This window comes from Sneathiella chungangensis (assembly GCF_009882935.1).
GTDB lineage: Bacteria > Pseudomonadota > Alphaproteobacteria > Sneathiellales > Sneathiellaceae > Sneathiella > Sneathiella chungangensis.
This window is the reverse complement of sequence record NZ_WTVA01000015.1, coordinates 899,770-913,218: the sequence shown is the minus strand read 5'-3', so window position 1 is coordinate 913,218 and position 13,449 is coordinate 899,770. Positions and strand designations below refer to the sequence as shown.

Below are 13,449 nucleotides of genomic sequence, written 5' to 3'. Positions count from 1 at the left end.
CTGGAATATTAACCACGAATTAATGTAAAATTGACTCTACACCCGTTCATGAATAAACCTAAAAACAACTAATAAGGGGGTCTATTATGATAAGGATTCTTGCATTTTTATGCTGCATGCTGCCGATTACGGCTTTTTCTGCTACCTATAACCTAACGGGCACGGGAAGCTGTATTGGCTCACACCCAAATGGCGATCCTTGCCGTGTTTCTATTTCATTTGACATCGCTGAGGCCGATTTTGGTACTGAAGCGCGATTATATCGTACTTCGGGCCTTGATATAATCAATGAGGGCCATGCCGTTATTGGGACTGTCCATGTGTCGTGGCACGAAGATATTGAGGATATTTGTACAGATACGTGCGCCTATGCGACAACAGACCCGCTTGGCAATCTCATAGGGTTTAGTTATGTCTCGTTCAATACAGCCGGTCTCGAGGGACACGGTTTTTGGTCAGATACCCAAAATTATTGGGATGTAAGCAACGGTAACGGGCCATTTTATGCAGGCAGAGGAACCTGGGATGTTTCTTTGTCTGCCGTTCCACTTCCTGCCGCTCTTCCTCTTTATGGCGCTGGACTCGCTCTAATAGGATTTATTGGATTACGCGGTAGGAAATCGAAAGGGAAGCAAGTTTAGGACGGAAGGAAATAAAATTCATTTTGGAATACTGCAAATTGTTACGGAATGAATTAAGGGCGAGAACCGAAGCCCTCGCCCCCTTCCCGGAGAAACCGTTTAACTTGTTATCCCAGCCTTTCGACATCTTCAAAGATGCTTGTCAGGACATCACACCCGCCCAAGCAACCGTTATTGAAGTTTTCCGGGCGGCGAAGCCAACGGACCTTTTCCCGAACACCAGCCAAACTATCGGCGGGGATTTCGTGCAATGTGGCGGTCGCGTTGTTTGCGGCTTCCATGGCGGCGGTTAAATCGTCATCGGTTTGACAATCGGGACTACCAGCCCAATCAGAAAGCCGGGCATGTTCGGCGACCATTGCCGCAATAAGCCTGTCATTATCGCCAGCAACGGCGGCGGTCGGAATAGCTACCGCAGGAAGCGCGGCTATCGTTTTGAGAAATGTCCGCTTGTCCATTACGCTGCCCTCCTGACAAGAGCGGGGAGGCGGCTTACGAGGTCCGCGCAGCGTTCGCTTGGCTGGAAATCCTCGCCCAGACAAAACAATTCCTCTACCCGTCTGGCAAGCCCTTCCGCCGTGGTCGGGTCTGTATCCAGATATTCAATCAGCAGAGCCTTGCCCTTGGCGGCTTCGGCTTCATAGGTTGCCGCCAGTCCGGAAATGTTAAGCCGTGCCTCGGCTTGCCTCCGGCCTGCCAGAACCTTATCAAGCCCCTTGTGATAGGCGGCGAATTCGGTTTTCAAGTCGGCTTGAATGCCCCGCGCGGAGTTGAATTTTTCCCATGCGGTGCGCACATCTTGCAAAGCCTCGTGACTGTCAACAACGCCATAGCGGAATTTATATTCAACACGGGGCAAGGATGCCGCCGCTTCCTCAAGCCGGTTTAGCGCCTCAATTTCGATTGATTGTTGCGCCTCATACTTGGCCCAAAGCTGCAATGACGGGTCGGTATCAGCAAAAGCTGGAACGGCAGCGAGTGATAAAGCCGCCGCGCCCTTTAGTGCAGAACGCCTATCGAACTTGGGGGATTTAGAGTCTATATACAGGTTAGCCATGATTGAAACTCCTTTGCAGTTTCAGTTGTGGTCAGGGCTGGGATGGTGGTAGGACACCTTCTCGGCCCGCTTTATTGCAATTCTACGCTTGCAATATCCGCAATACTAGATTATTATGCGTACCATGTCAACATATAATGAAATGGTAATAACTCCGGCACAGTTAAGAATGGCCCGTGCCGCCCTCAAATTGACGGTAAGGGAGCTTGGCGCATTGTCAGGCGTTCATGCCACCACAGTCACCCGGATAGAGAATGAGCAAACAAAACCCCATGCGGCATCCATGCAGGCGTTTGCCAAGGTGTTCCGGGAGCGGGGACTATTATTCGTCGCCGGGGACGATCTGGCGGGGCCGGGGGTAAGAGTGGCAAAAAGTGGTTTGGCACCGGCGGAATAAATGTCTGATGCCAAAGGTGTATCCCCAGACAAAAGTTTGACTACTTGTAATCATTGTTCTATATTATTGCCAAATGGACAGGGCATTCCCAGTCGGCGTTATGGCCTCGGTTTTCCGGGGCCTTTCGCTTTATTATGGGAAGATTTTAATGCCATAGCCCTCGATACTACCTCGTTGGCTTCGCCGGAATTTCGTTTCAATAACCTCATAGGCCCTATTTGTTTGATTGGGGCGGAGAGCTTTCAAACCTATTGGACGCGCAATGAGATCGGCTATCTGCAGGCCCGATGAATTTGCTTTTTTATCGACAAATAAAATGTCTAAGCAATCAATTTTCCCAACAAAGTTTTGACCGTCACAAATACGGCGGAACTCAAGCTCCAATCCTTCGTCTTCATTTTTACCCCTGCATTCTACAATGATGTGTGTGAGTTTATCGCTTTGTCCCAAGTCTTTCAGGAATAAAACGGCTCGCTCAATGCAAAACCGAAGCGCAAGTTCATATGGATTGGCAGGCACCGCGTATCGGCTTTTGTGATTATCCTTATGAATAACTGCTGAGATAACCGTCATGGGTGCGTCCGCAACGATTTTTCCAAGCTCCGCCATAAAAGCATCGTTTGCCGCCTTGGTGTAAAGAACTTCAAATGGCCTTTCGCGTTTACGAATTTCTCTCTCATGAAGCACAATTGCATCGTGTCCAAACCAGCGAAATTTCAAATCTTGCAGCCTGGGAACCACCTCGTCAACGTACCTTTTTTTGTTAAAAATGCAGAATGCTAGAGAGAATATTGGGTACGGTGATTTGACCTGCGTAAGGTCATGGTCACCGCTTTCGTCCACATAGATAATGAAATCGCTATAATCCATTTTGTAAGAATAATAGAATATTGTTGATTTGTCTCTATGAGTGGACACAACAGCGCACGACCAAAGAGTATACCATGAGCAAAAACAAAACTCTTAGCCGTAAAGAGCTCTATGATCTTATTTGGTCGGAGCCTATGAAAACGCTGGCAGAGCAATTCGGCTTGTCCGACGTCGGAATGGCAAAAGTATGCAAGAGATCCAACATCCCGAAGCCACCAAGAGGTTTTTGGGCAAAACTTGCCGCCGGTAAAAACGTTCGTCGACAAGGGTTACCAGATCGCGGCCCTGGTATGTCCGATGTCATTACGATAGGTGGCTCTCAATACGACCTTCATTTTTATCGTCGGATGGATGATGAGATACTCGCAGTCGATCCGACGCCTCACTTCTTCGATGTGTCGATAGAAGAAGTCAGGGCCAAGGTAAAAGCACACATCAAGAGCGTCACGATGCCAGTGTTTCCGAAAAGAGCCCATCGCGCTATCCGTAAGCTTCTTGAGAAAGATGAGGAGAAGCGAAAGAAGCGTTTGGCATCACCCTACCCGTATCTCTTTGACAAACCGCTATTCGATAATTCTTTTGAAAAAAGGCGGCTGAAGATTTTAAACGCTGTATTCACGGCCCTTGAAAAAGCAGGGATGAAACCGAATATTCGAGGGGGAGACGCCAGCGAACTTTCCGTTCAAGTTAATGATACCCGCGTAGAAATCTCGCTTGAGAGCGCTTCCGTAACACCCGAGCGGTATCCGAGACGGCCATCCAACCCACAGAGAACAACTGACGATTTACGTTTCTCCGTCTTTTGCGGTGGTGTCACCGGAGATGTCCGAAGGTCTTGGGTAGATGGTAAGGGCGACAATAGGCTTGAAAAATATCTATTGGAAATAGTGGTCAGCATAATAGTTGCTGGTGAAGAGCAATATCGCGAGATTTGTCAGTGGTGCTATGAGAGGGAGGTTGAGCGAAAAAAAGACCTCATTGCAGAAATTCAAAAGCAAAAGGCCGAGGCGGGGCAAAAAGAACGAGAACGGCAAGCTGCATTGGATAAAGCTAGAATGGATCGTTTGCTGTCGGACGCCGACGCAATGCGCAAGGCTACGGATATAAGGCAGTATGTAGAGAGCGTTCTCACGCTATGGGGAAGAGGTAAAGTAGATATATCATCAGAAGAAATCATGCTTTGGAAGAACTGGGCAAGTGCACAAGCAGATCAGATAGACCCAGTACGGTCTGGTCAATTTCTGAAATCTCTAAAAGGTAACGATACTTAAGAATAGCTATCGCACCTAAAACAGCTTTTGCGCTCACTCACATATAGAGATAGGCCGGAAGTTTTGTTTCCGAGACGTGTAGGGATTCCATGAGGGTTTCTGCTTCACTGGCGGCAGGGCGACCGTCGCCACGTTCTTTGATCCGCAGCCGCAAACCATATGGGCGGCGATATCTTTAACAGCCATGGCGCAAATGTCGTTTGTCGGCTTCCTCAACCGTCGCTCCAGCCTCTTGACGATATCGACCACGGGAGGCGCAGCTATCCGGTCGCAGTCACAGCACATAACCTCGATGCCGTACCCTTTGATAATTATCTCCCGAAGTGTCGTCATGAGCGGATTCATAACACGACGGCTAAAGCGCGAGTCAAGGGGCTTGAAATCACTCCCGGCGGTCACTTATAGGTCACTTGGAAAGAAGAAGGGCCTAGCGTATTTCAGCTAAGCCCTTGAAATTATTGGTGGAGCCAAACGGGATCGAACCGTCGACCTCTTGAATGCCATTCAAGCGCTCTCCCAACTGAGCTATGGCCCCATGGAGGGCGGGCATGCCCGCCGCGGGTTCGGAACCTATGCCGAAGCCCTTTCAGATTCAAGTCAAAAATGCACGCTGGGCAGATTCAGCTTTCGTCATCGGATTTCGGCGCGCTGATGACTCCGGAAAGATCGTCGTCATCCTCATCGTCGTCATCATCGAGATCGACCGTATCCGGATCGACAAGATCGTCGGCGATGTCATCGTCGAAATCATCCTCGAGACCTTCTGTCTCGAGTTCCGCGGCCTTCTTTTTAAGTGCCGCCGCCTTCTTTTCCGCCTCCGTCGGTCCGGTGCTTGCAGGACGCCTTGGCTTCAGCAAGCGCTCCGGGACATGTTCCGTGCCGCAGGACGGGCAGATGATCGGCGATTTCTTCATATCGTAAAAGGGCTTGCCGCACGCGTTGCAGCGATGCTTTTCACCCCATTCCGCTTTTGCCATTGTCACCTCATTCTCAAGCTGGCGCCGGACCAGTAAACGGCACCCAAACCCACTTTTAGAGAGGGTGAATTGCCAGAATAACGGATCGCTGTCAAAAGTTTCTTTCATTTGGCGGCAGCTTTATGTGACATCCCTGAAAAAGCTTGCTAAAACCGTCGGTATTTTCATGCCCGTATTGCAAATTCCGGCCAGTTATCCATGACCACACATTCTTCTGTTCCCCTTCCTGTAACCGCCCGCCGGACCGGGCCGCTTGCCGGGACGATAAAAGTGCCCGGCGACAAGTCGATTTCGCACCGCTCGCTGATCTTTGGCGCGCTCGCCGCCGGGACGACGCGCATCACCGGCCTGCTGGAGGGGGAGGATGTTCTGCGCACCGCCGCCGCCATGCGCCAGCTCGGCGCGGAGGTGGAGAAGATGGAGGACGGCAGTTGGCAGGTACGCGGCAACGGCGTCGGCGCGCTTGCCGAGCCGGATACGGTTCTCGACATGGGAAATTCCGGCACCGCCGCGCGCCTGTTGATGGGCCTGGTCGCCAGTTGCCCCTTCACCACCTTCTTCATGGGCGACACCAGCCTGCATCGGCGCCCCATGGGCCGGGTGCGCCTTCCGCTTGAGGAAATGGGCGCGTTGATCACCAGCCGGTCGGGCGGGCGCTTCCCGCTTGCCGTCACCGGGCGCGACCTGATGCCGATCGATTATGAGCTGCCCGTCGCCTCGGCGCAGGTGAAATCGGCCATTCTGCTCGCCGCGCTCGATACCCCGGGCCTCACCCGCGTGACCGAACCCAAACCGACCCGCGATCATACGGAAAACATGCTGCGCCATTTCGGCGCGACCGTCACCGTGACCGATCTCGACGGGGGCGGACGCAGGATAGACTATCAGGGGCAGCAGGAACTGACCGCCGCCGATATTATCGTGCCGGGCGATCCCTCCTCTGCCGCCTTTATCGCCGTCGCCGCCGCGATCCTGCCGGGCTCCGACGTCACCATTACCAATGTCGGGCTCAACCCCTTGCGCGACGGGATCTTCGTTACCCTCAAGGAGATGGGCGCGGATATCGAGATTATGAACCTCCGCGAGGAAGCCGGTGAGAGGGTCGGCGATCTTCATGTCCGGGCGAGCCGCCTTAACGGGATCGAGGTGCCGCCCGAGCGCGCGCCGACGATGATCGACGAGTTTCCCGTGCTCTTTGTCGCGGCGTCTTTTGCCACCGGTAAAACGGTGATGCGCGGCCTGCATGAGCTCCGGGTCAAGGAATCGGACCGCATCGCGGCGATGGCCGCCGGGCTCAAATCCTGCGGCGTCAAATTCGAAGAGCTGGACGACGGCCTGATCATCGAGGGAAATGGCCGCGCGCCCAAGGGCGGCGGAAAGATCGAGACCCATCTCGACCACCGCATCGCCATGTCCTTCCTCGTCATGGGCCTCGCCGCGGAGAAACCGGTCACCGTCGATGATGGCCGGGTGATGGAGACGAGCTTCCCGGGATTTGCCGACCTGATGGGCGGACTTGGTGGCCAGATCACAGCGGACAACCACCGATGATTATCGCCGTCGATGGCCCCGTCGCCGCCGGAAAAGGCACCCTTGCCCGACGAATCGCCCATATATATAAGCTGGATTATCTCGATACCGGCGCGCTTTACCGCGCGGTCGGGCTGAAGATCCTGCGGGCCGGTAGGGATCCGGAGGATCCTGCGGCGGCGGTTGACGCGGCGCGTCATGTCGGCGACGTCGCGCTCGACGATCCGGCGCTGCGGGAGGAGGCAACGGGGGAGGCCGCCTCCATCGTCGCCGCCAATCAGGAGGTGCGCGCGGCGCTTCTTCAATATCAGCGGGATTTCGCCAAACGCCCGCAGGGCGCGGTTCTCGACGGACGGGACATCGGCACGGTTGTCTGCCCGGAGGCCGACGTGAAGCTGTTCGTGACCGCCAGCGCCGAGGTCCGGGCCCGCCGCCGCTTTGACGAGTTGATCGCCAAAGGAACGGATACAACTTATGAAGCTGTGCTGGAAGATTTGCACGCCCGCGATGCCCGCGACGCCGGCCGCGACAGCGCCCCGCTTAAAAAAGCCGAGGATGCGCACTTGCTTGATACCTCAAAATTGGATATAGAGGCGGCTGTTAACGCGGCGTGCAAGATTATCGACGCCGCCTGAATAGAAGGAGAATGTTCCGACCACGCCGGAATTTTATGAACAGCGCTTCTCTTGCGTGCGTATCCTGATTTGGAGAAGCCAGTGGCCATTGATCCGCCGGACGACCGGTTTGGCCTGATACCAGGATCGTGAAGGAAATCAAATATGTCAGATAATTCACTTGCCGAAGAAGGCATGCCCGCTGTCGAGGATTTCGCAGCGCTGCTCGACGAATCCTATGGCGCCAGCGACAGCCTTGAAGGCACTGTCATCAAGGGCACCGTTATCAATATCGAAAACGATCTCGCCATCATTGATGTCGGACTCAAATCCGAAGGCCGCATTCCGCTGAAGGAATTCGCCGCCCCCGGCCAGGACGCAGACCTGAAAATCGGCGATACGGTCGAGGTTTTTCTTGAAAGAATCGAAAATTCCGCCGGTGAAGCGGTTCTCTCCCGCGACAAGGCCCGCCGCGAGGAAGCCTGGGAGAAACTGGAAGTCGCCTTCGACAAGAACGAACGCGTCGACGGCATCATCTTCGGCCGCGTCAAGGGCGGCTTTACCGTTGACCTTTCCGGCGCCGTGGCCTTCCTGCCCGGCAGCCAGGTTGACGTTCGCCCGGTCCGCGACATCGGCCCGCTTCGCGGTATTCCGCAGCCCTTCCAGATCCTGAAAATGGATCGCCGCCGCGGCAACATCGTTGTTTCCCGCCGCGCCGTTCTGGAAGAAAGCCGCGCCGAAGCCCGCTCCGAGCTGATCGGGACGCTGGAAGAAGGCCAGACGCTGGAAGGCGTCGTCAAGAATATCACCGATTACGGCGCCTTCGTCGATCTGGGTGGTGTCGATGGCCTCTTGCATGTGACCGATATCGCCTGGCGCCGCGTCAACCATCCGTCGGAAGCCCTGACCATCGGCGAAACCGTCAAGGTCCAGGTGATCCGCCTGAACAAGGACACCCAGCGTATCAGCCTCGGCATGAAACAGCTTGAGGAAGATCCGTGGGAATCGCTGGAAGCGAAATATCCGGTCGGCGCCAAATTCACGGGTCGTGTCACCAACATCACCGACTACGGCGCCTTTGTTGAGCTTGAAGCCGGTGTGGAAGGCCTCGTCCATGTGTCCGAGATGAGCTGGACGAAGAAGAACGTGCATCCGGGCAAGATCGTCTCCACCTCGCAGGAAGTGGAAGTCATGGTGCTCGAGGTCGATCAGGCCCGCCGCCGTATCAGCCTCGGCCTGAAGCAGTGCATGGATAATCCGTGGGACAGCTTCGCCCAGACGACTCCGGTCGGCACCGAGATTGAAGGCGTGGTCAAGAACATCACCGAATTCGGTCTGTTCGTCGGCCTTGAAAACGACGTCGACGGCATGGTCCATATGTCCGACATCGACTGGAACCAGCCCGGCGAGCAGGCCATCCAGGCCTACAAGAAGGGCGATACGGTGAAGGCGAAGGTTCTCGACATCGACGTCGAGAAGGAACGCGTTTCCCTCGGCATCAAGCAGTTGAGCGAGGATCCGTTTGCCGGCGCGGCCGAACTGAAGAAGGGCGCCGTCGTCACCTGCACGGTCTCCAAGATCCAGGATGCCGGCCTCGATGTTGAAATCGGCGAAGGCGTTGTCGGCTTCATCCGCAAGGGTGAGCTGAGCCGCGATCGCGCCGAGCAGCGTCCGGACCGGTTCGCGGTCGGTGACAAGATCGACGCGAAGATCACGGCCATCGACAGCAAGACCCGCAAGGTCACTCTCTCCATCAAGGCCCGCGAGGTTGCCGAGGAGAAAGAGGCTGTCGCGCAGTACGGTTCGTCCGATGCGGGCGCGTCCCTTGGCGATATCCTTGGCGCGGCCATGCGCAAGGCGTCGGAAGACGGCGATGCCGGCCCTGACGACAAGACCGAAGGGTAATCCGCCCATGAAACCCGCTATCGACCGTCCGCTCGACCGAAAGGCTGAACATGTCAGTCGATAGCGACTCCTACCAGATCAGGCGCCGTCTCAAGCGGCGCCTGACTTTTTGGCGCGTCTTCGCCATCCTGCTGCTGATCGGCATCGGCGTCTGGATTTTCGCCGATTTCGAGAGCGACGAGGTGGCGGACCATATCGCCCGCCTCGACATCACCGAGATCATTGTCGAGAATGACCGCCGCGAAAAAGCCATCGATGACATCATCAGCGATCCGTCGGCCAAGGCGCTCATCGTCTATATCAACAGCCCCGGCGGCTCCACCTACGGCAGCGAGCGGCTCTACAAGGCGCTCCGCCGGGTTGCCGAAACTAAGCCCGTCGTTGCGGTGATCGGCACGGTCGGCGCGTCCGGCGGCTATATGACGGCGCTCGCCGGGGATCGCATCTTCGCCGGCGAATCTTCCATCGTCGGCTCCATCGGTGTGATCGTCCAGCTCACCGAAATATCGGAATTGATGAAAAAGGTCGGGGTCAGCGCCACCGCCATCACCTCCGGCGCGCTGAAAGGCGAGCCTTCCCCCTTCAAGCCGATTTCCGAGGCGGGGCGGGAGAATCTCCAGGACATGGTCACGGCCACCTATGACTGGTTCGTCGGCCTTGTGACCGCGCGGCGGCCGCTGGCGGAAAACGAGGTCCGCACCCTTGCTGACGGGCGGGTCGTGATCGGTCTCGTTGCCGTGAAAAACGGCCTGATTGACGAAATCGGCGGCCTCACCGAAGCGCAAAGCTGGCTGGAATCGGAGAAGCAGATTCCCGCCGGACTTCCGCTTCGCACCGTCGACTATAGCGAGCCAAAACCTCTGATTGCGAGGCTTTTGGGAGAAATGATGGGGAAAACTGTTTTATCAGAAAGACTTACACTTGACGGACTGCTTTCCCTTTGGCAACCTGACTGAATTCGGGAAAATGCCAGACAAATGATAAAAAATTATCACTGACGGGGAGAGTCGAATGATAAAATCTGAACTCATTGCAATCATCGCGGAGAATAATCCCCATCTGTACCAGCGCGATGTGGAGCGTATCGTAACCACGATTTTTGACGAGATTTCCGATGCCCTTGCGCGCGGCGACCGGGTCGAATTGCGCGGCTTCGGGGCCTTTTCCACCAAGGAACGGGCCGCCCGCGTCGGCCGCAATCCGCGCACCGGGGAGGCTGTGCAGGTGGAGAAAAAATACGTTCCCTATTTCAAATGCGGCAAGGACCTGCGCGACAGGTTGAACGCCGACGCTTAATAGGGATCGCTTTTGACCCGTAACATCGTTAATCTGGCAGAAACGCTTGTCTGAACCAGAAGGCCGTTCATGCTCAAATTTATCTCCTGGATCCTGTTCCTTGCTATCGCCCTCGTCGTGGCGGCACTCAGTATCGCCAACCGCGAGATCGTGACTTTTTCCCTCGATCCGCTGCCCTTCGCCTTTGATTTGCCGCTCTACGGGCTGCTGCTCGCGGCGGGCTTCCTCGGTATTCTTGCCGGATCGGTTTGGACCTGGCTGCGCGGCCACAAGGTGCGTCAGGAGAACCGCCTCCACAAGCGCGAGGTCGAAGAACTCAAGGGCAAGACCCTCAATCTCACCCGCGAACTGGAGGAGGCGAGAGCCCGCAACAGCGCGGGTCCCGCGCCGGACGCGCTGGCCCCGCCGATCACCGACACCCCGCGAATCGAACATCGCGCAGGCCGGTAGAGCCGGATGCGGATTATCGAAACCTCCGACATCGCGGCGGCGCTGCATTATCCGGCGCTGATTGCCGCGTTGCGCGATATGTTCGCCAAGGGCTGCACCCAGCCGCTCCGCCATCACCACGCGCTCGACCCGGAAAATGAGCGCAAAGGCACCCTGCTGATCATGCCCGCCTGGCAATCGGGCGGCTTTCTTGGTCTCAAAACCGTGACGGTGATGCCGGAAAATGGCACGAAGGGCCTGCCCTCGGTGCAGGGGACCTATCTGCTGTTCGATGCGGAGAACGGCAGCGCGCTCGCCCTGATGGACGCGGGCGAGCTCACCACCCGCCGGACCGCCGCCGCCTCGGCCCTCGCGGCCGATTATCTTGCGCGAAAAGACGCGTCAAGCCTGCTGATGGTGGGGGCTGGCGCCATGGCGCCCTGCCTGATCCGCGCCCATGCCGCGATCCGCGATTTCACCACGGTCTCGATCTGGAACCATCGTCCGGAAAAAGCGGAAATACTCGCCGCCGAGCTGACCGGGGAAGGGATCCCCGCCCGCGCCGTTACGGATCTTGAGGCCGCCGCGCGCGAAGCCGATGTTATTTCCTGCGCAACCCTTTCCACCGAGCCGCTGATCCAGGGGGACTGGCTGAAACCGGGGGCGCATCTCGATCTGGTCGGCGCCTTCACGCCGCGAATGCGCGAGAGCGACGATGCCGCCGTGAAAATCGCGTCGCTGTTCGTCGATACCCGCGAAGGCGGCCTGCATGAGGCGGGCGATATCGTCCAGCCGCTTGCCGCCGGCGTCATCACGGAGGCGGATATTCGGGCCGATCTTTACGATCTTTGCCGCCGCGCGCATCCGGGCCGCACATCGGAAGATGAAATCACCCTCTTCAAATCGACCGGCGCGGCGCTCGAGGACCTGGCCGCCGCCATTCTCGCCTATCAGGCCGCACCCTGATTTTTCGCGCGGTTTTCCGTCAAAAGACGCGTCTATCGCTTTTCATTTTGACAAAAGCCTCTATTATCGCCGCTAATTCCGCCTATATCTCCAACTTGAGGATGACTGGACATGAGACTGCCGCCGCAAAATGCCGTTTTCACCGCCATCGATACGATCGATCTTGAGGCTGCGATTGCGCTCGGCCGCGCGCTGGCGCCCATCTCCGGCGGCCTCAAGCTCGGCAAGGAGTTTTTCACCTCCCACGGGCCGCAGGGCGTGCTCGCGGTGGCCGGTGACAGGACGCCGCTCTTCCTCGATCTCAAGTTCCACGATATCCCGAACACGGTGGCGGGCGGCGTGCGGGCGGCCGCGAAATTCCTGCAGCCGAGCATGCTGACCATCCATGCAAGCGGCGGCCCCGCGATGATCCGCGCCGCCGCCGACGCATCGGCGGAATTCGGGGAGGGACGCCCCCTCATCCTCGGCGTCACCGTGCTGACCAGCATGGACGATGCGGACCTCAGGGCCGTTGGCGTGAACAGCCCGGCGGAGGAACAGGTGCTGCGCCTTGCCGAACTTGCGCAGGCGAACGGCGCCGATGGCGTCATCTGCTCGCCGCGCGAAATTCAGGCGCTCCGCCAGACTTGCGGCCCCGATTTCAAGCTGGTCGTGCCGGGCATCCGCCCGCTGGGCAGCGATCACGGCGATCAGAAGCGGGTCAAGACCCCGGTCGAGGCGATCACCGACGGCGCCAGCTATCTCGTCATTGGCCGCCCCATCACGGGCGCGCCCGATCCCGCCGCCGCCGCCAGCGCCATTGTCGGGGATATCGCGGCCTGAATGACAATTGATGCGAAAATATGCGGCCTCAATGACGCCGCCGCCGTTGACGCCGCCGTCCAGCATGGCGCGCGCTTCGTCGGCTTTGTCTTTTATGGCCCCAGTCCGCGCAACGTCAGCCCGCAAACGGCCGCCGAGCTTGCCGCGCGCGTTCCCCGCCATGTCCGGAAGGTCGGGCTCTTCGTCGATCCGGAGGACCGGCTGATCCAGGCCGTACTCAACGCCGTATCCCTTGACATGATACAGCTGCACGGCTCGGAAAGCCCCGACCGGGTCCGCGAAATCAAGCAGAAATTCCGTCTTCCGGTGATGAAGGCGGTGAAAATCGACAGCGCCGCCTCGCTTGAGGAGATTGCCCGCTATGACGGCGTCGCGGATATGTTGCTGTTCGATGCAAAAGAGCCTAAAACCATGAAAAATGCCCTTCCGGGCGGCAACGGGCTGGCCTTTGACTGGGAATTGCTGGCGGGCGCGACGGTCGACAGCCCCTGGATGCTGGCAGGCGGGCTGCAATCGGGGAATGTCGCCGAGGCGGTCCGTATCTCGGGCGCGAAAATCGTCGATACCTCCTCCGGCGTCGAATTTGAGCCCGGACGCAAGAACCCGGCGGAGATCGCGGCCTTTCTGGCGGCGGTCGCCGCGATTGAAACCTGAATTGAAGCTTGAGGCGTAAG

The 13,449-nt window shown here is 57.2% G+C and carries 16 protein-coding genes and 1 tRNA gene; 12 read left to right on the top strand and 5 right to left on the bottom strand.

Annotated elements, in window-relative coordinates; all coding sequences use genetic code 11:
• The first annotated feature begins 86 nt into the window (after window positions 1–86).
• Complete coding sequence (locus GQF03_RS17420) at window positions 87–641, top strand: VPLPA-CTERM sorting domain-containing protein (RefSeq protein ID WP_161340575.1); 555 nt, start codon at window positions 87–89, stop codon at window positions 639–641.
• Window positions 642–748: 107 nt separating this feature from the next.
• On the opposite strand, the gene GQF03_RS17415 is transcribed toward GQF03_RS17420, so the two are convergent.
• Together GQF03_RS17415 and GQF03_RS17410 are read right to left on the bottom strand one after the other, a co-directional pair.
• The gene (locus tag GQF03_RS17415) at window positions 749–1,099 is read right to left on the bottom strand and encodes a hypothetical protein (protein ID WP_161340574.1); all 351 of its coding nucleotides are present in this window, start codon (window positions 1,097–1,099) and stop codon (window positions 749–751) included.
• Complete coding sequence (locus GQF03_RS17410; protein WP_161340573.1) at window positions 1,099–1,698, bottom strand: hypothetical protein; 600 nt, start codon at window positions 1,696–1,698, stop codon at window positions 1,099–1,101. The genes GQF03_RS17415 and GQF03_RS17410 overlap by 1 nt, the downstream gene beginning before the upstream one ends.
• 169 nt (window positions 1,699–1,867) lie before the next feature.
• On the opposite strand from GQF03_RS17410, the gene GQF03_RS17405 reads away from it, so the two are divergent.
• Window positions 1,868–2,095 carry a helix-turn-helix domain-containing protein gene (locus GQF03_RS17405; RefSeq protein ID WP_161340572.1) on the top strand — a complete coding sequence of 76 codons (228 nt, stop codon included), beginning with the start codon at window positions 1,868–1,870 and terminating at the stop codon, window positions 2,093–2,095.
• A gap of 132 nt (window positions 2,096–2,227) precedes the next feature.
• Here the strand turns inward: GQF03_RS17405 and GQF03_RS17400 are convergent, their stop codons facing one another.
• The gene (locus GQF03_RS17400) at window positions 2,228–2,965 is read right to left on the bottom strand and encodes a DUF3800 domain-containing protein (protein WP_161340571.1); all 738 of its coding nucleotides are present in this window, start codon (window positions 2,963–2,965) and stop codon (window positions 2,228–2,230) included.
• Between the two features lie 74 nt (window positions 2,966–3,039).
• On the opposite strand from GQF03_RS17400, the gene GQF03_RS17395 reads away from it, so the two are divergent.
• On the top strand, window positions 3,040–4,236 hold the full coding sequence (locus GQF03_RS17395) for a hypothetical protein (RefSeq protein WP_161340570.1): 1,197 nt from the start codon (window positions 3,040–3,042) through the stop codon (window positions 4,234–4,236).
• Between the two features lie 459 nt (window positions 4,237–4,695).
• Here GQF03_RS17395 and GQF03_RS17390 read toward each other — a convergent pair.
• Both GQF03_RS17390 and GQF03_RS17385 read right to left on the bottom strand, forming a co-directional pair.
• A tRNA-Ala gene (locus GQF03_RS17390) sits at window positions 4,696–4,771 on the bottom strand.
• An 85-nt stretch (window positions 4,772–4,856) separates the two neighbouring features.
• Window positions 4,857–5,213, bottom strand: a complete 357-nt coding sequence (locus GQF03_RS17385) for an FYDLN acid domain-containing protein (RefSeq protein ID WP_161340569.1) — start codon at window positions 5,211–5,213, stop codon at window positions 4,857–4,859.
• Between the two features lie 198 nt (window positions 5,214–5,411).
• On the opposite strand from GQF03_RS17385, the gene aroA reads away from it, so the two are divergent.
• The 9 genes from aroA (at window position 5,412) to GQF03_RS17340 (ending at window position 13,429) form a co-directional block, all read left to right on the top strand.
• The gene (gene aroA / locus GQF03_RS17380) at window positions 5,412–6,764 is read left to right on the top strand and encodes a 3-phosphoshikimate 1-carboxyvinyltransferase (RefSeq protein WP_161340568.1); all 1,353 of its coding nucleotides are present in this window, start codon (window positions 5,412–5,414) and stop codon (window positions 6,762–6,764) included.
• The gene (gene cmk, locus GQF03_RS17375) at window positions 6,761–7,378 is read left to right on the top strand and encodes a (d)CMP kinase (RefSeq protein WP_161340567.1); all 618 of its coding nucleotides are present in this window, start codon (window positions 6,761–6,763) and stop codon (window positions 7,376–7,378) included. Before aroA ends, cmk begins: the two co-directional genes overlap by 4 nt.
• 144 nt (window positions 7,379–7,522) lie before the next feature.
• On the top strand, window positions 7,523–9,262 hold the full coding sequence (gene rpsA, locus GQF03_RS17370) for a 30S ribosomal protein S1 (RefSeq protein ID WP_161340566.1): 1,740 nt from the start codon (window positions 7,523–7,525) through the stop codon (window positions 9,260–9,262).
• Window positions 9,263–9,312: 50 nt separating this feature from the next.
• Window positions 9,313–10,218, top strand: a complete 906-nt coding sequence (gene sppA / locus GQF03_RS17365) for a signal peptide peptidase SppA (protein WP_161340565.1) — start codon at window positions 9,313–9,315, stop codon at window positions 10,216–10,218.
• Window positions 10,219–10,273: 55 nt separating this feature from the next.
• The gene (gene ihfB, locus GQF03_RS17360) at window positions 10,274–10,558 is read left to right on the top strand and encodes an integration host factor subunit beta (protein WP_161340564.1); all 285 of its coding nucleotides are present in this window, start codon (window positions 10,274–10,276) and stop codon (window positions 10,556–10,558) included.
• A 69-nt stretch (window positions 10,559–10,627) separates the two neighbouring features.
• Entirely contained in the window at window positions 10,628–11,008 is a 381-nt protein-coding gene (locus GQF03_RS17355) for a lipopolysaccharide assembly protein LapA domain-containing protein (RefSeq protein WP_161340563.1), read from the top strand.
• Window positions 11,009–11,014: 6 nt separating this feature from the next.
• A complete protein-coding gene (gene lhpI, locus GQF03_RS17350) occupies window positions 11,015–11,953 on the top strand; it encodes a bifunctional Delta(1)-pyrroline-2-carboxylate/Delta(1)-piperideine-2-carboxylate reductase (protein WP_161340562.1) in 939 nt (312 codons plus the stop codon).
• 111 nt (window positions 11,954–12,064) lie between these two features.
• On the top strand, window positions 12,065–12,775 hold the full coding sequence (gene pyrF / locus GQF03_RS17345) for an orotidine-5'-phosphate decarboxylase (protein WP_161340561.1): 711 nt from the start codon (window positions 12,065–12,067) through the stop codon (window positions 12,773–12,775).
• On the top strand, window positions 12,776–13,429 hold the full coding sequence (locus GQF03_RS17340) for a phosphoribosylanthranilate isomerase (RefSeq protein WP_161340560.1): 654 nt from the start codon (window positions 12,776–12,778) through the stop codon (window positions 13,427–13,429). It abuts the gene before it with no gap.
• Window positions 13,430–13,449 lie beyond the last annotated feature (20 nt).